Consider the following 22,318-nt stretch of genomic DNA (forward strand, 5'->3'; position numbering starts at 1 on the left):
TCCGCTGCGGGAATGGTGCCAACATTGCCTGCCGGATTTATCTTTCCAACCCTCGAGACCGCCCACTATGCGCCGACTATGGCAATTCCTCACCGATAGCCGCGTCCTGGGCATCATCGGGCTGGCCGCGCTGGCGGCATTCATGTTCCTTGGCGCCGACACCTTGCAGCTCGGTGCGATCTGGGTCGGGGCCGCCGCGTTCGCACTGATGGCGGGCTGGGCCATTTTCTGGGGCGCGCGCTACCAGTACCGCAAGCGAGCCGCGGGCAAACTGGGCGCCACCATCATGCCGGCCGGCGAGGAAGCCAGGGCGGCGGCCGGCTCCGGCGAAGTGGCGACCCTGCGCAAGAGCATGCTGGAAGCGATCACCACGATCAAGACCTCCAAACTTGGCCTCGTCAGCGGCAGCGCCGCGCTGTACGAACTGCCGTGGTACATGATCATCGGGAACCCGGCGGCGGGCAAGAGCAGCGCGATCGGCCACTCCGGTCTCCAGTTCCCCATCGCCGGCAGCAAGGCGGTGCGCGGCGTGGCCGGCACCCGCAACTGCGACTGGTTCTTTACCACCGACGGCATCCTGCTCGACACGGCCGGGCGCTATTCGGTGGAAGAGGCAGACCGCGCCGAGTGGTTCTCCTTCCTCGACCTGTTGAAAAAACACCGCAGCCGCGCGCCGATCAACGGCATCCTGATTGCGGTCAGCGTGTCCGAACTGACGGGCGAGCATGCGGAGAAGGCGGTCGACCTCGCGAAGAACCTGCGCACGCGCGTGCAGGAACTGACCGAACGCCTTGGCGTGTACGCGCCTGTGTACGTGATCTTCACGAAGGCCGACCTGATCGCCGGCTTCAGCGACTTCTTCCACGATACCGGCCGCACCGAGCGCGATCGCGTGTGGGGCGCGACGATCCGCTACAACCGCCGCCGCACGCACCAGGACGTGCTGGGCTTCTTCGACGAGCACTTCGACGAACTCCACGACGGCCTCAAGGAAATGAGCCTGGCCAGCATGGCCGGCAACCGCAGCGCGCCGATGCGGCCGGGGGTATTCACCTTCCCGCTTGAATTCGCATCGATCAAAAGCCCGCTGCGCGCCTTTCTCGCCACGCTGTTCGAAGAGAATACCTATCAGTTCAAACCTGTATTCCGGGGCTTCTACTTCACCAGCGCGCTGCAGGAAGGACAGGTGCAGAACCTGTCGTCCAAGCGCGTCGCCAGCCGCTTCGACCTCGACCTGCATGAAGAGAAGGGCGCGGCGCAGGCGGAAGAGCAGTCCGGCTATTTCCTGCTCGAGCTGTTCCGCAAGGTGATCTTCGCGGACAGGGACCTGGTTGCGCGCTACACCAGCCCGAATGCGCAGCGCTTCAAGTACGGCGCCTTCTTCGCCTCGACCTTGCTGCTTGGCGGTTCGCTCGCCGCGTGGAGCTGGTCGTACATGGGCAATGCGCAGCTGGTGGCGAATGTCCAGGCGGACCTCGACAAGGTCGTCAAGCTGCAGGAGAAGCGCATCGACCTGCAGTCGCGGCTCGAAGCGCTCGACATCCTGCAGGACCGCATCGCGCAGCTGGAGCAGTACCGCACCAGCGGGCCCCTGATGCTGTCGTTCGGCCTGTACCAGGGCGACACGCTCGAACGCACGCTGCGCGACGAATACTTTGCGGGAGTGCGCGCGGTGTTGGTCGAACCGGTGGTTGCCGGCATCGAAGGACTGCTGACGGAGATGAGCGCAAACGCCGCCCAGCTCCAGCCGCAGGCCAGTAACGCGCCTGCTGCGGCCCCGGTCAAACCCGGCCGGCCTTTCCAGGACGCGTCGCCGACCAATGTGGCCGACGCCTACGCCGCGCTCAAGACCTACCTCATGTTGGGCGATAAAACGCGCGCCGAGCCGAGTCACCTGAACGACCAGATGACGCGTTACTGGCGCGGCTGGCTCGAATCGAACCGTGGCACGATGCCACGCGAGCAGATGATCCGCAGCGCCGAACGCATGATGACCTTCTACCTTGGACAGATTGAAGACCAGGCCTGGCCGCAGGTCACCCTGAAACTGGGCTTGCTCGATACCGCGCGCGAAAACCTGCGCCGCGTGGTGCGCGGCACGCCGGCCCGCGAGCGCGTGTATGCCGACATCAAGGCGCGCGCATCGACCCGCTATCCGTCGGTCACGGTGGCGCGCATCGTGGGTGAACCCGACCACCAGCTGCTCAATGGCAGCCATGCGGTGCCCGGCGCCTTCACGCGCGAAGCGTGGGACAAGTTCGTGGCCGGCGCGATCAGGGAGGCGTCGAACAAGGAGCTGCAAAGCACCGACTGGGTGCTCAAGACGGTGTCGCAGAACGACCTGACGCTGGAAGGCAGCCCGGAACAAATCCAGAAGCACCTGGTCGACATGTACAAGAACGAGTATTCGAAAGAGTGGCTCAAGTTCGTGCAAGGCGTGGCGATCGCGGACCTGAATGGATTCGATGCCAGCGTGCGTGCGATGAACCGGCTCGGCGACCCGCAGAATTCGCCGCTCGCCAAGCTGCTGGTCACGATCCACCAGCAGACGTCGTGGGATAACCCGTCGGCCGCTGGCGCGATGGCCAAGGTCGAGAAGGGCGTGTTCGCGTGGTTCAAGGAGTCCGTGCTGCGGCGCGCGCCGAGCGAGGCGCGGACGGTGATCGACCAGCCGGCAAATGCGAGCGGAACTGCCGCTTCGGTCGTGGGACCGATCGGGCGCGAGTTCGCTGGCGTCGCGCGCCTGGTAGGCATGAAGGAAAAGGATTCCTCCCTGATGACCGGATACCTCGACAGCCTGTCCAGGCTGCGCACGCGCCTCAACCAGCTGAAGAACCAGGGCGATCCGGGGCCTGGCGCCAAGCAGTTCATGCAGCAGACGCTGGAAGGCACCGGCTCCGAGCTGTCCGACGGCCTGAAGTTCGTCGACGAGCAGATGCTGACAGGGATGACCGACACGCAGAAAATGGCGCTGCGTCCGATCCTCGTGCGTCCGCTGATCCAGGTATTCGCCGTCATCGTCGGGCCGAGCGAATCGGAGATCAACAAGACCTGGCAGGTGCAGGTGCTCGAACCATTCCAGAAATCGCTGGCGACCAAATATCCGTTCGCGCCAGCGTCGAAGGTTGAAGCGAGTCCCGCCGAAATTGGCCAGTTCTTTGGCCCCGATGGCGTCGTCGCCAAGTTCGTCAACACGTCGATGGGTCCACTGGTCGTCAGGCGCGGCGACGTGCTGGCGCCGCGCACCTGGGCCGACATGGGAATCACCCTTGCGCCGCAAGCGGTGGCTGCCTTCCCGGGCTGGGTCGCGCCACTGTCGGCAAATGGCGTGGCGGCGCAAAGCGGACCGCAGACCGTGTTCCAGCTCCAGGCGCTGCCGGCGCCTGGCACCACCGAGTACACGATCGACATCGACGGCCAGTTGCTCCGCTACCGCAATACGCCGCCCGCATGGACCAATATGGTCCATCCAAGTCCTGCTGGCGTCCCGGGTGTCAGGATTACGGCGGTGACCTTCGACGGACGCACCGTGGAACTGTTCAATGAAGCGGGCCAGTTCGGCCTGAAGCGGATGATCGATGCGGCGACGCGCAAGCGCAAGGAAGGCGGAGTGTTCGAACTGCGCTGGGCGAACGGTAATGTCTCGGTCGCGGTCGACCTGAAGATCACCAGCAGCGCCTCGGCCTCAGGTAACGGCGACGCGGCGTCCCAAGGGCGCGGCTTCCACGGCATGCGGCTGCCTGAATCGATTGTCGGGCGAACGATGGAAACGTCCGCGCCAACGGTGGCCGTCGTATCTGCCGGAGTGGCGCAATGATGCGCGGGCCGGCATTTGGCCGGATCGGCTTCATCGGCAAGATCCCGGCGCGCAGCGACTTTATCAAAGCCGCGCAGGACTCGCCGCTGATGGGAGTCCTCGACAACTGGATGGCGCAGGTCATGAGCAAGCTACCTGCCGACGCGCGCTGGAAGATCAACTACGACGCGCTGGCGCCGGTCAGCTTCGCCTTCGTCGGGCCGCGCCGCAAGCATGCAATCGCAGGCCACCTGGTGGCCAGCAGCGACCAGTCGGGGCGGCGTTTTCCGTTCCTGATGATGCGCATGCTCGAGGTGGGCGACCCGGCGCAGTTCGTGTCGCGCTGTCCGCTGGTGCTCGAGCCGCTCTGGGGCCGGCTGGAAGGGCTGGCGCAGGACGTCATCGGTGCAGCGGACCCGTCGCCGCAGCTGCAGGCGATCCCGGAGACGCTGATTGAGCTCGATGAACAAAACGGTAACGCGCTGGCGACATTCCTCGCCACCGGCACTGTCAGTTCGCTGGGGGCACTGCTGTTCCGCACGGACGTCAAACAGCTGATCCTCGCGCTTGGCCTGCTGCTGCAGCCGGTGATGCAAAGCGGTGCGGCCGACCTCCAGAAAAGCCTGGTCCTGCCGCTGCCGCTGAACGACGACGCCCGTTACGCAGTTGCCGCCTTCTGGCTTGAGCTGATCGCGCCGTTCCTCGCAAATGCCGACTTCGAGCTCGCGCTGTTCATCACACAGATCGAGTTCAAGCCTGTGCTGGTCGTGGGCTTCAGCGGCACGGCCGCGAGCACGCTTCACGCGATCATCGACCCGTTGGCCGCGAAAGAGCAGCAGATCAGCTTCGCCGACACTGACTGGGTCGAAGAACAGGTCGGCTGCGACATCGACGTCCGCGCGCTCGCCAGCTATCTCGACCAGCCGCAGTTGCCGCTCAAGCTCGCACGCCAGCTGTTCCTGCAGACCTTCACCGGAGTGACAACGTGAAAAAGCCCATCCTGTTCGCCGGTGCCTGGCTGGTGGCTGCCGGCTGCCTGGCCTCGACCGGCAACGCCCCGGTGGTTGTTTCAGGCACCGTGGCCGACGAAGCAAGCAAGGCTGGCCTGCTGGCGCGGCTGCGCGAAGTCTATGGTGCCGAGCGTGTCGTTGACCAGGTCGCGGTAGGCATGGTCGCCACGCCGGCCAACTGGGACAGCTACGTGCAGCGGCTGGTCGGTCCCAACCTGAAGATGATCACGCGCGGCCAGCTCAAGGTGGACGGCAACGCGGTCAGCCTGCGCGGCGACGTCGCCAACGAGGTGCAGCGGCAGCGCATCGCCAGCGACATCGCCACCAGCCTGAATCCGACCTACACAGTCAACAACGGGCTGCGCGTGGTCGCCTCCGAACAAAGCCTGCTCGACGCCGCGCTGGCCGACCGCATCATCGAGTTCGAGTCGGGCAAGGCGACGTTGACTGAATCGGGCATGGGAATCCTCGACCAGATGAGCGCCGTGCTGCTCAAGCTGAAGAACAAGAAGGTCGAGGTGATCGGGCACACCGACAACTCCGGCTCGCGCGCCAGCAACCTGTCGCTAAGCCAGGCGCGGGCCGAGGCCGTGAAAGTCTACGTGGTGACGAAAGGGATCGACCCTGAATCCATCGCCGTCTCCGGCGAAGGCCCTGACCGGCCGGTAGCCGACAACCGCGCCCCCGAAGGCCGCGCCCGCAACCGCCGCATCGAGTTCAAAGTCGCCCAATAACAGTTCCAAAAATCGGGGTCCGTCCCCGGGGACAGACCCCGGGGACAGACCCCGATTGGTTTTGCAACATTGCCCGGAGGTTTTAAGGGAGTGTGATGGTGACATTTGCCGCGCGTGGCGGCAGCTTCACCAAGTCGTTGTACGCGGCCAGCGTCTTGTCCGTATCGCGGCCCAACATGGCGTTGAATCCGAGATAGGCGCCTAGACCTGCAAGGGCGAATACCGAGGTCAATACCCACAGCGACAGGTCGGTGCGCAGCTTGTTGGCGATCTGGTCGGGCCGGTCGGCATGCGGTGCGAAGCCGCGGTTCTTGCCGCGCATGCGGGCGATCTCGTCGCCCAGCCGCGAGCACAGGTAGTTCAGCTTGTCCGGGGCGTCGAGCGCGTATTTTCCCTGGAATCCAAGAAGCAAGCACAGATGGAACACCTCCAGCGACTGCAGGTGCACGATGCCGCGTGCGCGCAGTTCCTCGAGCTTCTGGAAGAAGTGTTCGCCGGCGAGCTGGTCGCCGAACAGCCTGAGTTGCAGCGGCCGTGTTTCCCACGCGTCGCGGATGTCGTATTGCGAGCGAAGAATGATTTCGTCGACTGCCGCGCAGTACGCGTACTTTGCCGCCTCAACATCTTCCGGCGGGACGCTAAGCTGTTTCGCACGGCGGTCGACGTCGTCCAGGAACTGGGTGATGTGGTCGACGAATCCAGTCTTGTCGTGCGGCCCGCAGCCGTTCTTCAACAGGAACAGCGCATAAAACCCTTCGTACATCAGGTCAACCAGCGTGCGCGGTCCTGCACCATCCTTGCGTGCGGGCTCTCTCGCGGCCCGGCGTTCGATGTGCGGCGTCATTCGGTCACCTTGCTCATGGTTTGAAAGTTTTCACGATTGCCCCGGGATCTAGCTTGCGGGAAATGTTGCACGGCTTTATTGACAGAGGACAGGGGAGAGGAGCTTCGCACCAATTCCGATCGCTCTGGCACCCCCGCCGTTGCTGAGCGCGCAGCCATGGACGCCGACTGCAATCCCGCTTTGCGCCGCGTCCGCTGCCGCGTAAGCCAGCCGCCAGCGCTGCGGGGTGGGCGAGTGGAACAGCGCGACCACGCCGACGAAATACGCTTCGCGGCTGACTTTCTCGACGATCTCGTAGCGCTGCCCCGGCACCAGCATCACTTCCTTGACGTCGATCAGATCGGCCCCCAGCGCATCCTTTTCCTTTTGCGGACTGAGGAAGGCATCGTAGGGCGCCTGTTGGAATGCGGCTTCCTGGCGCAGCTTATAGATGCGCGCGACCAGTGCGAGCGGTCGGCCTTGCGCATCGACATTCAACTTGCTCGCCGCATGCAAGCTGATCGGAACATTGCGCGCGGGCTTGAGCGCGTCGGCAAGCTCGGGCGGCCTGCGCAATCCGATCGTCTCCAGCGCGGAGCCGCCGGCACACCCGGTCTGCGCGAAACCAGCAAGCAGAAGTGGAAGCAGACAAGTCTTCGCCATGTTCACCTTTCAGGTGTTGAAAAGCCGAAACGCTTATTTAAAGCGAAGCGCATCCCGCACCCGTGACCTTGCGCAACTTCCCCGGATATTTTGCGATGCAATCGAGAAACCAGCTTCTATTGACTCTTCGCAATTTGCTGGATTTCTGCTGTCCAATAATAGCGGCTGGACAAACGGTACTGGAGAGTAAGCATGTTGAAACGACTGATTCCCGGCCTTGCAGTTGTCGCCTTGTTGTCGGCCTGCGCCACCACCGACCCTTCCGTGTCGGCCAGGTCGCACGGCACGGTTGCCGAGGCGGTCGCAGCGGCAAACGCTGCCGCCAAAGCGGGCCAGAGAGACAAAGCCCTCGGCATCCTGCACGACGCGGCGCAGGCCTACCCGACCGACAAAGCGCCATGGATCCGCATGGCCCAGATCCGTTACGACGCCGACGACTACGGCCAGGCCATCGTCCTCGCCCAGCAGGCATTGCAGCGCGATTCCAGCGATATGGTCTCGCACAGCATTGTTGCCGTGAGCGGCCTGCGCGTCGCGAGCAAGGCGCTGGCTGACCTGACCCGTAAGCACAATCTCGCCGGCACAATCCGGTCCGAAGCGCAGGACCTCGCGAAGCTGTTGCGCGCAAGCCTGGGCGAAGACGAGCTGGTGCCGGGCAACCGCACCGGACGCACTGCCACGGTCGCGCCGCAAAAGAAGCCGCCGCAAACGCCGGTTGCCGCTTCCTCGGCACAAAAGAAGGCTTCGAGCGACGACCCGTTCGAAGGCCTCAAGTAGTTCCCTCGCCGGGCCGGCCCAGCGCCGGCCACTTTCCAGCCACCCTTTGGAGTTGTCATGGCCAAAAATGATAGTGTGCAGAAGCGTCTGCAAAAAGTGCGCGCGCCCCGCGTGCAGATGACGTACGACGTCGAAGTCGGCGACGCAATCGAAAACAAGGAACTGCCCTTCGTGGTCGGCGTCATGGGCGACTTCGGCAACAATCCCGATGTCGAGAAGAAGCGGCTGAAGGACCGCAACTTCGTCAACGTCGATGCCAGCAACTTCGACGAGGTGCTGGGCGGCGTTGCCCCGGTCGCCCAGTTCCGCGTGCCGAACCAGCTCAGCGGGGAGGGCGGCGAGTTCGCCGTCAAGCTGCAGTTCCGCGAGATGGCCGACTTCCGTCCGGAATCGGTGGTGCAGCAGGTCGCGCCGCTGAAGGGCCTGCTCGAAGCCCGCACCAAGCTCGCCGACCTGCGCAACAAGCTGGCCGGCAACGACAAGCTGGAAGACATCCTCAGCGACGTGCTCAGCAATACGGAAAAGCTCGACGGCCTGCGCAAGGCCAAACCTGAGGAGGGCAAATAATGTCAGCCGTCCTCTCCGATACCAAAACCACCCAAACCGTCGAGCTCGATACCAGCCTGCTCGACCAGATCGTCGAACAGAGCCGCGTGGCCAAGTCGACCAGCGAGCATGAACGTGCGCGCGACATCATCACCGAACTGGTCAGCCAGGTGATGGATGGCACGGTCGTCATGTCGAACAACCTGTCGGCCACCCTCGACGCCCGTGTTGCCGAAATCGACCGCATGCTCTCCGAGCAGCTCAGCGCGATCATGCACGCGCCAGAATTCCAGAAGCTCGAGCGCAGCTGGACCGGCCTGCATTACCTGGTCCAGAACTCGACCACCGGCGCCAACCAGCAGATCCGCATGATGAATGCGACCAAGAAAGAGCTGGTGAAGGACTTCCAGTCCGCGCTGGAATTCGACCAGAGCACGATCTTCAAGAAAGTCTACGAAGAAGAATTCGGCACCTTCGGCGGGGCGCCGTACGGCACGCTGATCGGCGACTTCGAAATCTCGCGCCAGCCGGAGGACATGTATTTCGTCGAACAGATGTCGCACGTTGCCGCGGCCGCGCACGCGCCTTTCATCACTGCGGCCTCGCCAGAACTGTTCGGCCTGGAAAGCTATGGCGACCTGAGCAAGCCACGCGACCTCGCCAAGGTGTTCGACACGGTTGAGTACGCAAAGTGGAAGGGCTTCCGCGAATCCGAAGACGCGCGCTATGTCGGCCTGACCTTGCCGCGCTTCCTCGGCCGCCTGCCGTTCAACCCGGTCGACGGCATCACCACCGAAGGCTTCAACTTCGTCGAGGACGTCGACGGCACCGACCATCATAAATACCTGTGGTGCAACGCCGCGTATGCCTTTGCGACCAAGCTGACCGGCGCGTTCGAGAACTACGGCTGGTGCGCGGCGATCCGCGGCGTCGAGGGCGGCGGCCTGGTCGAGAACCTGCCGACCCACACCTTCAAGACCGACGAAGGCGAAGTCGCGCTCAAGTGCCCGACCGAACTGGCCATCACCGACCGGCGCGAAAAGGAACTGTCCGATCTCGGCTTCATCTCGCTGGTGCACTGCAAGAACACCGCCTACGCAGCCTTCTTCGGCGCCCAGTCCGCGCAGAAGGCGCGCAAGTACGCCAACGAGGCGGCCAATGCCAACGCCGTGCTGTCGTCGCAGCTGCAATACATCTTCGCCGTCTCGCGCATCGCGCACTACATGAAGGCAATGATGCGCGACAAGATCGGCAGCTTCTCGGCCGCATCGAACGTCGAGGAATTCCTGAACCGCTGGCTGACCCAGTACGTCCTGCTTGACGACAACGCGAGCCAGGACCAGAAAGCCCAGTTCCCGCTGCGCGAAGCAAGCGTGCAGGTCAGCGAAGTGCCCGGCCGGCCTGGCGTGTACCGCGCCGTGTCCTTCCTGCGTCCGCATTTCCAGCTCGACGAGCTGTCTGTTTCGCTCCGACTGGTCGCGGAGTTGCCGCAGTCGACCAAAAACTGAACCATCCCACCCACATTAGGAGTTCAACATGGCAATTGACGTATATCTGCAGATCGATGGTATCAAGGGCGAGTCGACCGACGACAAACACCGCGACTGGATCGAGTGCAAATCGGTGGCCTGGAGCGTAAGCCAGCCGAAGTCGGCGACGGCCTCGACCGGCGGCGGCCACACGGCCGAGCGTTGCGAGCACAGCGAGATCCAGGTGGCGAAACTGGCCGACCTGGCCACGCCGATCCTGCTGCAGACCTGCTCGTCGGGCAAGACGATCCCGCGCGCCAAGCTGGAATTCATGCGTGCGGACGGCCAGGGCGAGCGCATCAAGTATTTCGAGATCGAGCTGGAAAACGTGCTGATCGGCGATGTCAGCCCCGCTGTGGGCGAGGGCGATATCCTGACGGAAAGCCTCGGACTGAAATTCTCCAAGGTCAAGTGGAAGTACACCCAACAAAAAGTTGGCGGTGGTTCCGGTGGCAACACTTCGGGCGGTTGGGACCTGTCTTCCAACAAGATCGTCTAATCAGTCGAGGCAGCCAGGACGTCTGGCTGCCTCAATTAGGATATTCGGTTGATTCGGAAGGACGGCAAGGAAGCGCGCGTAACGCGATTCGACCCGGCATACGATCGAGATGCGACGAAAAAACTGATCGGACTGCTATGGGAAACGGGTGTCGTGAGAGTAATTCTTTTTAATGATTCATCGATTCCCAAAGTGAAGCCATGGTTAAACCATGACGATCATCTGCATGTTTCGATCATGGTGTAAAAGGTTTCCAATGAAACATCTGCCCCTGTTTATTCTAGCTTGCGTTAGCGCCGCCACGTTCGCGGCACCTATCCCGGAATGGGAAATGAGTTTCAAGCCGTTTTCGGGAAAATATTCGCTCTATGGCGGAAATATTGGTGATCCCATCGCTCCGACCTCAGAGAATAAGAAGATTTCTTTTGAAGTCAAGGAGGGTCTCGCGAAGGAGATATTCAATTCTATCGGACCGGATATAAGACGCGCATGCGGCGCCAATGGTATTCGTATTCGGCAGAAGGACGGCATTTCATGTAGCTATGATAAGGAGACAGGCTACATGTGTTATTTCGGGTTTGATCTGCGGACGGGAAAAAGTATCGGTGGCTCCGTGTGCTAATAACCATGTCTGCTACTACTACCCCAACCATGTCAGCGAGGCCGGTGCGCAATATCACGCGCTTGGCGCTGCAGCGAGTCAAGATCAAGAAAAAACTAACTGTCGTTGGCCTGCTATTTGTGGTCGTCGGCCACGCCATGCTCGTCGCGTCTATTCAATGATCACCGCCTGCCATGTCTCGCCAGATGTTCGCAATTCATCGGCCCGCTGTGAAGCGGATCGGATAAGCGGGCATTCGGATCTTTTAAAAGGAAACCAGCTGTGGACATCAACCTGAAAACCCTGATCGGCAAGCTGAATGACACGACTCGCACCGCAGCGACGCGAGCGGCGAACATCTGCGTCGGACTGGGCCAGTATGAAGTCGATGTCGAGCACGTGTTCCTCGCGCTGCTCGAGCAGCAGAATAGCGACTTCGTGCGCATCGTGTACCAGTGCGGCATCAGCCTGACCGGCCTCGAGACCGACCTGCGCAACGAGATCGGCCGCTTCCAGGCCGGCAGCGCGCGCACGCCGGTGTTCTCGCGCCACCTGCCGACGCTGTTCGAACATGCCTGGTTGATTGCGTCCCTCGGCAACGCCCAGCCCAACCAGATCCGCAGCGGACACCTGCTGCTCGCGCTCCTGAGCGAACCCGAGCTGTCGCAGCTGGCGCACCGCGGCTCACGCCTGTTCGCGCAAATCCCGCTCGACAAGCTGAAGCACGATTTCGACAAACTCACGCGCGGTTCGGACGAGTCTCGGCCTGAATCGCCGCAGCAGGGCGGGGCCGATCCGGTCGGCGAGCTGGCCGCGAGCGAGCCAGGCAAGACGCCCGCCCTCGACCAGTTCACCACCTGCCTGACCCAGCGCGCGCGCGACGGCAAGCTCGATCCGGTGATCGGGCGCGATCCCGAAATCCGCCAGGCGATCGACATCCTGATGCGGCGCCGCCAGAACAACCCGATCCTGACAGGTGAAGCTGGCGTCGGAAAAACCGCCGTGGTTGAAGGCCTCGCGCTGCGCATCGCCAGCGGTGACGTGCCGGAAGTGCTGCGCGAAACCGAAATCCATACGCTCGACATGGGCCTGCTGCAGGCCGGCGCGAGCGTCAAGGGCGAGTTCGAAAACCGCCTGAAGAACGTGATCGACGAGGTCAAAAAAAGCCCGCGCGCGATCATCCTGTTTATCGACGAAGCGCACACGATGATTGGCGCCGGCGGCGCGGCCGGCCAGAACGACGCCGCCAACCTGCTGAAGCCTGCGCTGGCGCGCGGCGAACTGCGTACCATCGCCGCGACCACCTGGGGCGAGTACAAGAAGTATTTTGAGAAGGATGCCGCGCTGGCCCGCCGCTTCCAGGTGATCAAGGTCGAGGAGCCATGCGAGGAAATCGCTTGCGCGATGCTGCGCGGGATGGCGCCGCTGATGGAGAAGCATTTCAACGTGCGCGTCTACGACGACGCCATCACCGAAGCCGTACGCCTGTCGCACCGTTACATCAGCGGACGCCAGCTGCCGGACAAGGCGATCAGCGTGCTCGATACCGCCTGTGCGAAAGTAGCGCTGGGCCAGAACGCGACGCCGGCATTGATCGAAATCGGCACGCACATGCTGGAGCGGATCGACGTCGAGGCGGCAGCGCTGGCCCGCGAGGAAGCCGGCGGGGCTGACCATGGCGTCAGACTCGCGCTGCTGCGCGCGCAACGGGTCGAGGCGACCGAAGAACAGGACCGCCAGCGTGCGCGCTGGGAGAAAGAGCAGTCGATCTGCGCCGAGATCAAACGCTTGCGCAGCAGGCTGGAGGAAAGCGGCGGCAAGGGCGATACCGGCGCGTTGCGCAAGCTGGTCGAAGAACTGCGCACGGTGCAGGGCGAAGCGCCACTGGTGCCGGTGCAGGTCGACGGCCACGTGGTCGCCGAGATCATCGCCAACTGGACCGGCATCCCGCTCGGCCGCATGGTCAAGGACGAGATCAGGACGGTGATGAACCTTCAGGGGCTACTCGATGAACGCATCCTCGGCCAGGCGCACGCCAGCTCGGTCGTCGCCCAGCGCGTGCGCACCTCGCGCGCCAACCTGGACGACCCGAACAAGCCAAAGGGCGTGTTCCTGTTCGTCGGCACGTCGGGCGTCGGTAAAACCGAAACGGCGCTGGCACTGGCCGACCTGCTGTATGGCGGCGAGCGCAAGCTCATCACCATCAACATGAGCGAGTACCAGGAAGCGCACAGCGTCTCGGGGCTCAAGGGCTCGCCGCCGGGCTACGTCGGCTATGGCGAAGGGGGCGTGCTGACCGAGGCCGTGCGCCGCAATCCATACAGCGTGGTGCTGCTCGACGAAATCGAAAAGGCGCATCCCGACGTGCTCGAACTGTTCTTCCAGGTGTTCGACAAGGGTGTGCTGGATGATGCGGAAGGGCGCGAGATCGACTTCCGCAATACGATCATCATCTGCACGTCGAACGCGGCGTCCCCGCAAATCATGCAGGCCTGCCTGAACAAGAGTCCATCCGAAGTGCCGGGCCCCGGGCAGTTGGCTGATCTGGTCCGCCCCCAGCTGGTCAAGCATTTCAAGCATGCGTTCCTGGGCCGGCTGACCGTGGTGCCGTTCTATCCGATCACCGATGACGTGCTGGCCAATATCATCCGGCTCAAGCTGGAACACATCAAGCGCCGCGTGGCTGAAAACCACCAGGCCGAGTTCCGCTATGACGATTCGCTGGTCGAGGCGGTCCTGGCGCGCTGCACCGAAGTCGATTCCGGCGCGCGGAATGTCGATACCATCCTGAACGGCACGCTGCTGCCCGAAATCGCCGGGACCGTGCTGGCGCGGATGGCCGAGGGCAGGGCGATGTCATCGATCAAAGTCGGGGCCACCAAGGCGGGCAAGTTCAAGTACGCCGTCGAACCGGCTTAAGGAGACCGCCATGCTGGATATCGAGCAGATGCTCGCGCCGATCAGCGAACAAGCTCCGTGCGGCGATGACATCGCGTTCTCGCCCGAGGTCGACGCGATCTCGAAGGCGCGCCAGGCCGACGACCCGACGCTGGAGCAGGGCGCCTGGGTCACCAGCCTGAAGGAAGCCGACTGGAAGTTTGTCGCGTCACGCTGCGCGCAACTGATCGAACAACGCAGCAAGGATCTGCGGCTGGCGGTCTGGCTGGCCGAGGCTGAGGCGAAGACTTCGTCGTTCCGTGGCCTGGGCGACAGCCTGATGCTGGCGTCCGCACTTTGCGAGCGCTACTGGGACAATCTCCACCCAATGCCCGACGAAGGCACCTGCGAGCAGCGTATCGGCAACCTGTGCTGGATCGCCGCGCGCCTGCCGCAGCTGGTGAAGGAAATTCCGGTGGCCCATTTGCCCGACGTCTCATACTGCGCCGAGGCGATCGCTCAACTGGAACGGATCGTGGATGACCGCCTCGGTGCCGACGGCCCCGGATTTTCGGCAGCCCGGTCTGCGATTGAAAATGTGATCCACGCCATCGGGCCCCCCGTGGCTGAATCGTCGGATACACCACTGGCGATGACACCGATGGCGCACGAGAGCCAGGTCGGACAAGGCCCGCTTCAGACGCGCGCGCACGCCATCGCGCAGCTGCGGCAAGTGGCCGACTACTTCCGCCGCACCGAGCCGCACAGTCCTGTAGCCTACCTGGCCGACAAGGCTGCGGCGTGGGGCGAGCAGCCGCTGCATGTGTGGCTGCGCGGCGTCATCAAGGACGACTCCGCGTTCGCCCACATCGAAGAACTGCTCGGGTTACAGGGGAATTGAGCTAGGCCGGAGCCCCAGCCACGGCCTGCTTCCTTCCCAAAACGAGGAAGCCAAACGCGGTCGCCAGCACATACATGCTGACCGAATAGATCGCAGCCGGCAGCATCAGCTGGAAGTCGCCCAGCACCGACAGCGCCACGAAAATCGCCAGGGTCGAATTATGAATTCCGATCTCGTACCCGATCGCGATCGCGTTCGGTTTATCGAGGCCCATCATGCGCGGCACGTAGTAGCCCATTCCCAGGCTGATGGCGTTGAACGCGACCACGGCCAGTCCGATCGACGCGAACGACTCGGTCAGCGCGGTCCATTCCTTGGCAATCGCAATCAGTGCCAGCGCCGCCAGTACCACCATCGAGAAACGCTTCATCGGCGCATCCATGCGAGCGGCGAAGCCTGGCGCCCGGCTCTTGACGACCATGCCTATCGCCACCGGCACCAGCACGATGCCGATTACCTCGATCACCTTCCCGGTCTGCATCGGCACCACCTGGCCTGACTTTGCAAAGGTCTCGATGGCGAAGTTCGCGATCAGCGGCAGGCTGACGATCGAAAGCAGGGTGTTGATGGCGGTGAGCGAGATGTTCATCGCCACATTGCCGCCGAACAGATGGCTGAACAGGTTGGCCGATACGCCGCCCGGCGAAGCCGCCAGCAGCATCAGGCCGACTGCGTAAACTGGCGCTACGCCCAGCCCGACGATCAATCCGTAGCAAATCGCCGGCAGCACCATCGCCTGCAGCACCAACGCCAGGATCACCGCCTTCGGATGGCCAAGCAAACGGCGGAAGTCGGACAGGGTAAGCGACAGGCCCAGGCCGAACATGATCAGGGCCAGCGCACCGATCAGCAGGGTGGGCAGCAGCGTAATGAAGTTGCTCATTCAGGTCTCCTTATTGTTCTTTTATATGCCCGCATGCGACAACGCGGACCGTCCCGAAGGGCGGCCCGCGCTTTTCATGCGGTGCAGGATGGCAGGGCGCTGTTACGCCTGCTTGTCGGTCTTTGCGGTGTTGACTTGTGCGGTGGCCCTGGCGATTTCCTGCTCCACGGTTCTCACCGCTTCGCGCGTCGCCTTGGTGACTTCCTCGTAGCCCTTGAAGGCGTTGTCGATGGCCGCCTTGATGACGTCGACGGCATTCTCGGAGCCCGGCTTGACGTTCTTGGTCACGTCGTAGATCAGCGCCGACAGGGTGTTCTTCGCTTCGGCCATGTGATGGTCGGCGGCCTCGGTGAATTCCTTGTGGATGTCTTCGATGATGACTTTCAGCTGCTCGCCGTAGACGACCGCGCCGCCGACGGCTGGCTGGACCTGCGAAGCGGCTGCATCCATGGCAGCTTTCGGATCCTTGGCCTCGCTCATTTCCTTACCTGCTGCCATGGAACCCTGGACCGAGTTTTTTGCGGTAGCCATGTTGAGCGCGAGAACCTGCTCCACGCCATCGACAGCCTTGCTGGTCAGCGCGTTAAAAGTGGTCATCTGGAGTTCGAATAGCGTCTTGGTGGCGGATGCAAATTGTTCGGGATTCGTAAACATTAACTTCTCCTCGGTGGATTAATTGCGGCGGAACGACGACTTTCTGTTTTCTCCTAAACGTTTTTGTATTATTTACCGGCGATTAACTTTGTGCAATGGCTGTCTCGATAGGGCCCGGTGGCCTTTGCCCAGCCCGGGCCGAGCGGGGTCTGCGAACAAACCAGCTTGCCATCGAGCTTGCTGCGCCACTGGAACCAGGAGGCGGGCGCGGCCAGTGCGACAACGGCCAGGCTGGCGGCCAGGGCGGCAGTACAGGTGCAAATCAGGGGTTTCATTGTGCTGAGCATAGCTTGTCTGTGATCCAAGTCAAGCGTACAACACAAGGCGGTTTTTGGCGGACTAAGGGGAAACGGGCCGCGCAACGCAAAACGCCGTAATCCTTTTACAAAGATTACGGCGTTTTGCGGCATACAAATGCGGACATATACATCCGGTAGAGTGGTGCCCACGGAGGGACTCGAACCCCCACACCTTGCGGCACATGGACCTGAACCATGCGCGTCTACCAATTCCGCCACGTGGGCACTGATACTACGACTTCAACAACATCATTTTACTTGTCGCCAAACTAAAACGCCGTAATCCGATGATCACGGCGCAAGAGCAAGACTACGGAAGTACATCCGGTAGAGTGGTGCCCACGGAGGGACTCGAACCCCCACACCTTGCGGCACATGGACCTGAACCATGCGCGTCTACCAATTCCGCCACGTGGGCACTGATGCTGCTTTGCTACATCCGGCGTTGCCGCCGACTTGTGCTATCATACTAGGCTTTGCAGTTTTGCGCCAGATTAACTTTCGTTATCGCCGCGCCGCTTCCGCCTGATACGCCTGCTGCTCTTCGCTTGCAACGTTGCCGTCGCCGCGAAAGACCAAAATTATAGGCGGAACAATTTGAAATGTCAAAGCTCTCGCCACGGTATTTTTCGAGCACGCTTCGTTAGGCGAATCCCGCAGCCTTCCGTTACACTACGCATATCACCGTGTCAATATATTCACTGTGTCGGCAACCACTGCGCATGCTGCGCCGCTGCCGCCAAAAAATAATACAGAAAACGACTTGAACCAACCTACACATACCATTCCCAGCCGCGAGGAAATTCTCGGCATTTTCCGTTCCGCAGTGGCAGCGCTCGATGTTGATTCGATCGCCAGCATGCTCGAGGTAAAGCCGTCCGCACTGGGCGTGCTTGGACGCCGCCTGAACGCGATGGAACGCGACGGCCAGATCCGCGCTTCAGACGACGGCACCTATGTGCTGGCGGACCAGTCCGGCTTCATCAGCGGCAAGGTTAGCGCGCACCGCGACGGCTTCGGCTTCGTGATCCCGGATGCGCCGGGCGAAGACCTGTTCCTGAACGACAAAGAAATGCAGAAGGTCCTGCACGGCGACCGCGTCCTCGCGAAAGTCACCGGCACCGACCGCCGCGGCCGCCTTGAAGGCAGCATCGTCGAAGTCGTCACCCGCGCCAACACCCACGTCATCGGCCGCCTGCTCAAGGAGAACGATGCCTGGGTCGTCGCGCCTGAAGACAAGCGCATCGGCCAGGACATCCTGGTCTCCGGTTCGCCTGGCAAAGCCAAGGCAGGGCAGGTCGTCAGCGTCGAACTGCTGGAACAGCCGGCGCGCTTCAAGCAGCCGGTCGGCAAAATCGTCGAAGTGCTGGGCGAGCTGGACGACCCTGGCATGGAAATCGAAATCGCGGTGCGCAAGTTCGGCGTGCCACACATCTTCTCGGCCGCCGCGCTGAAGTCCGCAGCCAGGCTGCCGGCTGAAGTGCGCGACGGCGACCTGGCCGACCGCGTCGACCTGCGCGACGTACCGATGGTGACCATCGACGGCGAAGACGCACGCGACTTCGACGATGCGGTCTACTGCGAACCGGTCCAGCTGGGCAAGGAAAACGGCTTCCGCCTGATCGTCGCGATCGCGGACGTCAGCCACTACGTCAAGCCGAACGATGCGCTCGACGCCGATGCGCTCGAGCGCAGCACCTCGGTGTACTTCCCGCGCCGCGTGATTCCGATGCTGCCCGAAAAGCTGTCGAACGGCCTGTGCTCGCTGAACCCTGCGGTCGACCGCCTGACGCTCGTTTGCGACGCGGTCATCTCCGCCAAGGGCGATATCCAGGCATACCAGTTCTACCCGGCTGTCATCCACTCCGCTGCGCGCCTGACGTACAACGAAGTTGCCGACATCCTCGGTAATACCGCGGGCCCTGAAGCGGCGCGCCGTCCGGCCATCGTTCCGCACCTGCTGAACCTGAACGACGTGTTCCACGCGCTGCTCAAAGCACGCACGGTGCGCGGCGCGATCGACTTCGAGACCACCGAAACCTACATCGTCTGTAATTCGCTGGGCAAGATCGAAAAGATCATCCCGCGCACCCGCAACGACGCCCACCGCCTGATTGAAGAGTGCATGCTGGCGGCGAACGTCTGCGCAGCCGACCTGCTGGAGCGCCACAAGCATCCAGGCACCTACCGCATCCACGCGTCGCCGACCAAAGAGAAGCTGACGCAGGTTCGCACCTTCCTCAAGCAGGTCGGCCTGAACCTGAACGGCGGCGACAAGCCGGCTGCGAACGACTACGCCGAACTGATGAAGCAAGTGAAGGAACGCCCGGATGCGCCGCTGCTGCAAACCATGCTGCTGCGCTCCATGCAGCAGGCGGTCTACAGCCCGGACAACATCGGCCACTTCGGCCTGGCGTATGAGGCGTATGCCCACTTCACCAGCCCGATCCGGCGCTATCCGGACTTGCTGACGCACCGCGCGATCAAGGCCATCCTGCTCGGTAAGAAGTACGAGCCGAAGGGCATCGAACTGTCCGGCCTGAACACCAACGTGTCGAACGCCACGCGCAAGCAGCAGGCGAAAGACAAGGCGGCCGGCACGCAGAAGCAGGAAAAAGACCTGACCATCTGGGACGCGCTCGGCGTGCACTGCTCGGCCAACGAACGCCGCGCGGACGAAGCGTCGCGCGACGTCGAGGCATGGCTCAAGTGCTTCTTCATCAAGGACAAGCTGGGCGAGGAATTCACCGGCGTGGTGTCGGGCGTGACCACCTTCGGCATCTTCGTGCAGCTCGATGCACTGTATGTCGAAGGCCTGGTGCATATCACCGAACTTGGCGGCGACTACTTCCAGTACGACGAAGCGCGCCATGAACTGCGCGGCGAACGCACCGGCAAGCGCTTCCAGCTGACCGACCGCGTCACCGTGCAGGTCTCGCGCGTCGACCTCGAAGCACGCAAGATCGACCTCGTGCTCGCGGGTTCGAGCGCCGCTGCCGACACCGGCGCCGGCAAGCCGAAGAGCGCCGCGCACAAGGCACTGGACGCCAAGCCGGCCAAGTCGCGCAAGCAGGGCGGCGATAACGCGGGGCGCTACCAGCTCGTCGAAGCGTACGACGTACCCGAACAGGCGCCGGCCAAGCCGAAGAAGCGCGCCAAGGCAGCGGCTCCGGCTCCGGCGGCAAAAAAGACGGCGGAGCGGCCAACAAAAAAAGCAGCATCCAAAACTAGCAATAAGAAGCGATAACAAGAAATGAAAAACAAAATGATTTTCGGGTTCCATGCGGTGACCTCACGTTTGCGTCATGAGGCTTCATCGGTGGAAGAAATCTTTGTCGATGCGGGCCGCCAGGACCGCCGCATGCACGACCTGATCGCCGCCGCCAAGGCAGCCGGCGTGCGCGTGATGCCGGTCGATTCGGCACGCCTCGACAAGATCGTCGGAACCCGCCGCCACCAGGGCGTGATCGCGTTCGCCAGCCAGCTGGCGCTCGCGCGCAACCTGGACGAACTGCTCGATGCGATCGAAGGTCCGCCGCTGCTGCTGATCCTCGACGGCATCACCGATCCGCACAACCTGGGCGCCTGCCTGCGCGTTGCCGACGGCGTTGGCGCACACGCGGTGATCGTGCCGAAGGACCGCGCGGTCGGCCTGAACGCCACCGCTGCCAAAGTGGCCAGCGGCGCTGCCGAGACCGTGCCTTACATCACTGTCACCAACCTCGCGCGCACCATGCGCGAGTTGAAAGAACGCGACATTCTGTTGATCGGCACCTCCGACGATGCTGACCGCGGCCTGTATGAAGCCGATTTCAGCGGGCCTGCGGCCTTGGTGATGGGGTCGGAAGGCGAGGGCATGCGCCGCTTGACGCGCGAAACCTGCGACGTGCTTATCAGCATCCCGATGTTCGGCTCGGTTGAGAGCCTGAACGTGTCCGTCGCCTCCGGCGTGTGCCTGTACGAAGCACGCCGCCAGCGCATGGCGAAAGAAGGATAAATCCTTCCGCGGCGCGCTCGCGCCGTGACGGCGGGTGGGGGGAGTGTCGAACGGCACGAAATCCCCGCCAGCCATTCTTGACCCCTCGTAAGCAAGCATGGTGCGAATGCGCTACCATGACTGCATCGCAACATTTTCTGTCCGCCCTCCTATGTTTTCCAAGCTCCGCGACGATATCAAGAGCATCATCGAACGTGACCCTGCGGCCCGCAATGCATGGGAAGTGATCACTTGTTATCCGGGTTTCCAGGCCATCATGATGCACGGCTGGGCGCACGCCTGCTGGCGCGCGAACCTCAAGTGGGTAGGGCGCTTCATCTCCTACCTTGCACGCATCATCACCGGCATTGAGATCCACCCCGGCGCCACCATCGGCCGCCGCGTCTTCATCGACCACGGCTTCGGCGTGGTGATTGGCGAAACTGCGATCATCGGCGACGACTGCACCATCTACCAGGGCGTCACGCTGGGCGGCACCTCGTTGCGCAGCGGGACCAAGCGCCATCCGACGCTCGAGCGCGGCGTCATCATCGGCGCCGGCGCCAAGGTGCTTGGCGCGTTCACCGTCGGCGAATACGCCAAGGTCGGCTCCAACGCGGTCGTCATCAAGCCGGTGCCGCCGGGCGCGACTGCGGTCGGCAACCCGGCCCACATCGTGCGCAAGGACGTCGATGCGCGCAGCGCCCACTTGTTCTCCGCTTACGGCGTCACGCCCAACGGCGATGACCCGATGTCCAAGGCGCTGCACGGCCTGATCAACCACGCGGCGCGCCAGGACGACCTGATGGAGCGCCTGATGGCGACCCTGAAGGCCGCCGGTATCGCCTGCCCGCACATGCCCGAGTGTGATAAATTGGATTCGGCAGAGTTGAACAAACTGGTCGAATAAGGACATCGATGACTATTGAAGAATCAACTGGCGGCGCGGATAGCGCCGCCGAGCTGGATCCGTTCGAGATCCGCGTGCTCGCGGTGCTCGCCGAAAAAGAAGCCCTCACACCCGACAACTACCCGATGTCGCTCAATGCGCTGACCAACGGCTGCAACCAGCTGTCCAGCCGCGACCCGGTCATGCACCTGTCGGACGAGACAGTGGCCGAAGTGCTGCAGCGCCTCATGCAGCGCAAGTACGTCAACGGCATTACGCAGGCCGGCGCACGTGTGACCAAGTACGAACACCGCATGCGGATCAAGTGGACGCTGGAGCAGGATAAGCTGGCGGTGCTGGCGATCCTGATGCTGCGTGGCCCGCAGACTGCCGGCGAGATCCGCACCCGCAGCGGCCGTATCCACGAATTCAAATCGGTGGCCGAAGTCGAATCCGCACTCCAGTTCCTGATCGATAAATATCCGCCGGTAGTTGCGCGCCTCGCGCTTGCGCCGGGGACCAAGGAGCCGCGCTACGGCCAGCTGCTTGGCGGCGAAGCGGCGCTTGCGCGCGAAGAGTCGGCGTTCGGCACGGTATCCGCGCCTGCGTCGGGCGGCCGTACCGCGCAGCTTGAACAGGAAGTGGCGGCCTTGCGCAGCGAGGTCGACGAGCTCAAGGCGCAGTTCGAGTCCTTCAAACGCCAGTTCGAATAAAAAAAACGCCCCGCCAGTAATTGAACTGAACCCCAAAAGTTGGACACCAACTTTTGGGGTTTTTCATGTCGAAGTACACCGAACAATTTAAGCTCGCTGTCGTCCAGCAGTATTTGTCCGGCACCGCCGGCTACAATTTGGTCGCCCA

The 22,318-nt window shown here is 62.7% G+C and carries 19 protein-coding genes and 2 tRNA genes; 14 read left to right on the forward strand and 7 right to left on the reverse strand.

The genetic code is table 11. The features are described 5' to 3' along the window. Positions 1-67 precede the first annotated feature (67 nt). From tssM to HHL21_RS12965, 3 genes are read left to right on the forward strand one after another with little or no spacing between them, the layout of a single operon-like run. Positions 68-3,817 (forward strand): type VI secretion system membrane subunit TssM, encoded by a 3,750-nt coding sequence (gene tssM, locus HHL21_RS12955; RefSeq protein ID WP_169466419.1) that lies wholly within the window; start codon positions 68-70, stop codon positions 3,815-3,817. After that, positions 3,814-4,785 (forward strand): type VI secretion system-associated protein TagF, encoded by a 972-nt coding sequence (gene tagF, locus HHL21_RS12960; RefSeq protein ID WP_169466421.1) that lies wholly within the window; start codon positions 3,814-3,816, stop codon positions 4,783-4,785. Before tssM ends, tagF begins: the two co-directional genes overlap by 4 nt. 11 nt (positions 4,786-4,796) lie before the next feature. After that, positions 4,797-5,540 (forward strand): OmpA family protein, encoded by a 744-nt coding sequence (locus HHL21_RS12965; RefSeq protein ID WP_206085766.1) that lies wholly within the window; start codon positions 4,797-4,799, stop codon positions 5,538-5,540. Positions 5,541-5,622: 82 nt separating this feature from the next. Here the strand turns inward: HHL21_RS12965 and icmH are convergent, their stop codons facing one another. Continuing rightward, on the reverse strand, positions 5,623-6,384 hold the full coding sequence (icmH, locus tag HHL21_RS12970; RefSeq protein WP_169466425.1) for a type IVB secretion system protein IcmH/DotU: 762 nt from the start codon (positions 6,382-6,384) through the stop codon (positions 5,623-5,625). A 75-nt stretch (positions 6,385-6,459) separates the two neighbouring features. Next, positions 6,460-7,026, reverse strand: coding sequence for a type VI secretion system lipoprotein TssJ (gene tssJ / locus HHL21_RS12975; protein WP_169466427.1), 567 nt, complete (start codon positions 7,024-7,026; stop codon positions 6,460-6,462). A 192-nt stretch (positions 7,027-7,218) separates the two neighbouring features. On the opposite strand from tssJ, the gene HHL21_RS12980 reads away from it, so the two are divergent. The 7 genes from HHL21_RS12980 (at position 7,219) to tssA (ending at position 14,756) form a co-directional block, all read left to right on the forward strand. Continuing rightward, entirely contained in the window at positions 7,219-7,803 is a 585-nt protein-coding gene (locus HHL21_RS12980) for a tetratricopeptide repeat protein (protein ID WP_169466429.1), read from the forward strand. Between the two features lie 57 nt (positions 7,804-7,860). Beyond that, positions 7,861-8,370 carry a type VI secretion system contractile sheath small subunit gene (gene tssB, locus HHL21_RS12985; RefSeq protein ID WP_169466431.1) on the forward strand — a complete coding sequence of 170 codons (510 nt, stop codon included), beginning with the start codon at positions 7,861-7,863 and terminating at the stop codon, positions 8,368-8,370. After that, positions 8,370-9,857 (forward strand): type VI secretion system contractile sheath large subunit, encoded by a 1,488-nt coding sequence (tssC, locus tag HHL21_RS12990; protein WP_169466433.1) that lies wholly within the window; start codon positions 8,370-8,372, stop codon positions 9,855-9,857. Before tssB ends, tssC begins: the two co-directional genes overlap by 1 nt. 28 nt (positions 9,858-9,885) lie before the next feature. Next, positions 9,886-10,377 carry an Hcp family type VI secretion system effector gene (locus HHL21_RS12995; RefSeq protein ID WP_169466434.1) on the forward strand — a complete coding sequence of 164 codons (492 nt, stop codon included), beginning with the start codon at positions 9,886-9,888 and terminating at the stop codon, positions 10,375-10,377. A 256-nt stretch (positions 10,378-10,633) separates the two neighbouring features. Further along, a complete protein-coding gene (locus HHL21_RS13000) occupies positions 10,634-10,999 on the forward strand; it encodes a hypothetical protein (RefSeq protein ID WP_169466436.1) in 366 nt (121 codons plus the stop codon). 261 nt (positions 11,000-11,260) lie between these two features. Beyond that, positions 11,261-13,897, forward strand: coding sequence for a type VI secretion system ATPase TssH (tssH, locus tag HHL21_RS13005; RefSeq protein WP_169466438.1), 2,637 nt, complete (start codon positions 11,261-11,263; stop codon positions 13,895-13,897). A gap of 10 nt (positions 13,898-13,907) precedes the next feature. Continuing rightward, the gene (gene tssA / locus HHL21_RS13010) at positions 13,908-14,756 is read left to right on the forward strand and encodes a type VI secretion system protein TssA (RefSeq protein ID WP_169466440.1); all 849 of its coding nucleotides are present in this window, start codon (positions 13,908-13,910) and stop codon (positions 14,754-14,756) included. A gap of 1 nt (position 14,757) precedes the next feature. Here tssA and HHL21_RS13015 read toward each other — a convergent pair whose 3' ends face one another. The 5 genes from HHL21_RS13015 to HHL21_RS13035 all read right to left on the reverse strand — a co-directional run bounded on the left by HHL21_RS13015 (position 14,758) and on the right by HHL21_RS13035 (position 17,010). Continuing rightward, a complete protein-coding gene (locus tag HHL21_RS13015) occupies positions 14,758-15,639 on the reverse strand; it encodes a bile acid:sodium symporter family protein (RefSeq protein ID WP_169466442.1) in 882 nt (293 codons plus the stop codon). Positions 15,640-15,741: 102 nt separating this feature from the next. Beyond that, positions 15,742-16,293 carry a phasin family protein gene (locus tag HHL21_RS13020; RefSeq protein WP_169466444.1) on the reverse strand — a complete coding sequence of 184 codons (552 nt, stop codon included), beginning with the start codon at positions 16,291-16,293 and terminating at the stop codon, positions 15,742-15,744. Positions 16,294-16,361: 68 nt separating this feature from the next. Then, a complete protein-coding gene (locus tag HHL21_RS13025; RefSeq protein ID WP_169466446.1) occupies positions 16,362-16,568 on the reverse strand; it encodes a hypothetical protein in 207 nt (68 codons plus the stop codon). A 164-nt stretch (positions 16,569-16,732) separates the two neighbouring features. Continuing rightward, positions 16,733-16,817 (reverse strand) — tRNA-Leu (locus HHL21_RS13030). A gap of 108 nt (positions 16,818-16,925) precedes the next feature. Next, positions 16,926-17,010 (reverse strand) — tRNA-Leu (locus HHL21_RS13035). 345 nt (positions 17,011-17,355) lie between these two features. Between HHL21_RS13035 and rnr the strand changes: the two genes are divergently transcribed. The 4 genes from rnr (at position 17,356) to HHL21_RS13055 (ending at position 22,170) form a co-directional block, all read left to right on the forward strand. After that, positions 17,356-19,839, forward strand: a complete 2,484-nt coding sequence (rnr, locus tag HHL21_RS13040; protein WP_169466448.1) for a ribonuclease R — start codon at positions 17,356-17,358, stop codon at positions 19,837-19,839. 6 nt (positions 19,840-19,845) lie between these two features. Continuing rightward, positions 19,846-20,589, forward strand: coding sequence for a 23S rRNA (guanosine(2251)-2'-O)-methyltransferase RlmB (rlmB, locus tag HHL21_RS13045; protein WP_169466450.1), 744 nt, complete (start codon positions 19,846-19,848; stop codon positions 20,587-20,589). 106 nt (positions 20,590-20,695) lie between these two features. Further along, the gene (gene cysE, locus HHL21_RS13050) at positions 20,696-21,478 is read left to right on the forward strand and encodes a serine O-acetyltransferase (protein WP_169466452.1); all 783 of its coding nucleotides are present in this window, start codon (positions 20,696-20,698) and stop codon (positions 21,476-21,478) included. Positions 21,479-21,486: 8 nt separating this feature from the next. After that, entirely contained in the window at positions 21,487-22,170 is a 684-nt protein-coding gene (locus HHL21_RS13055; protein WP_169466454.1) for a YceH family protein, read from the forward strand. Positions 22,171-22,318 lie beyond the last annotated feature (148 nt).

Origin of the sequence: Massilia polaris (genome assembly GCF_012927275.1) — a bacterium.
GTDB lineage: Bacteria > Pseudomonadota > Gammaproteobacteria > Burkholderiales > Burkholderiaceae_D > Telluria_A > Telluria_A polaris.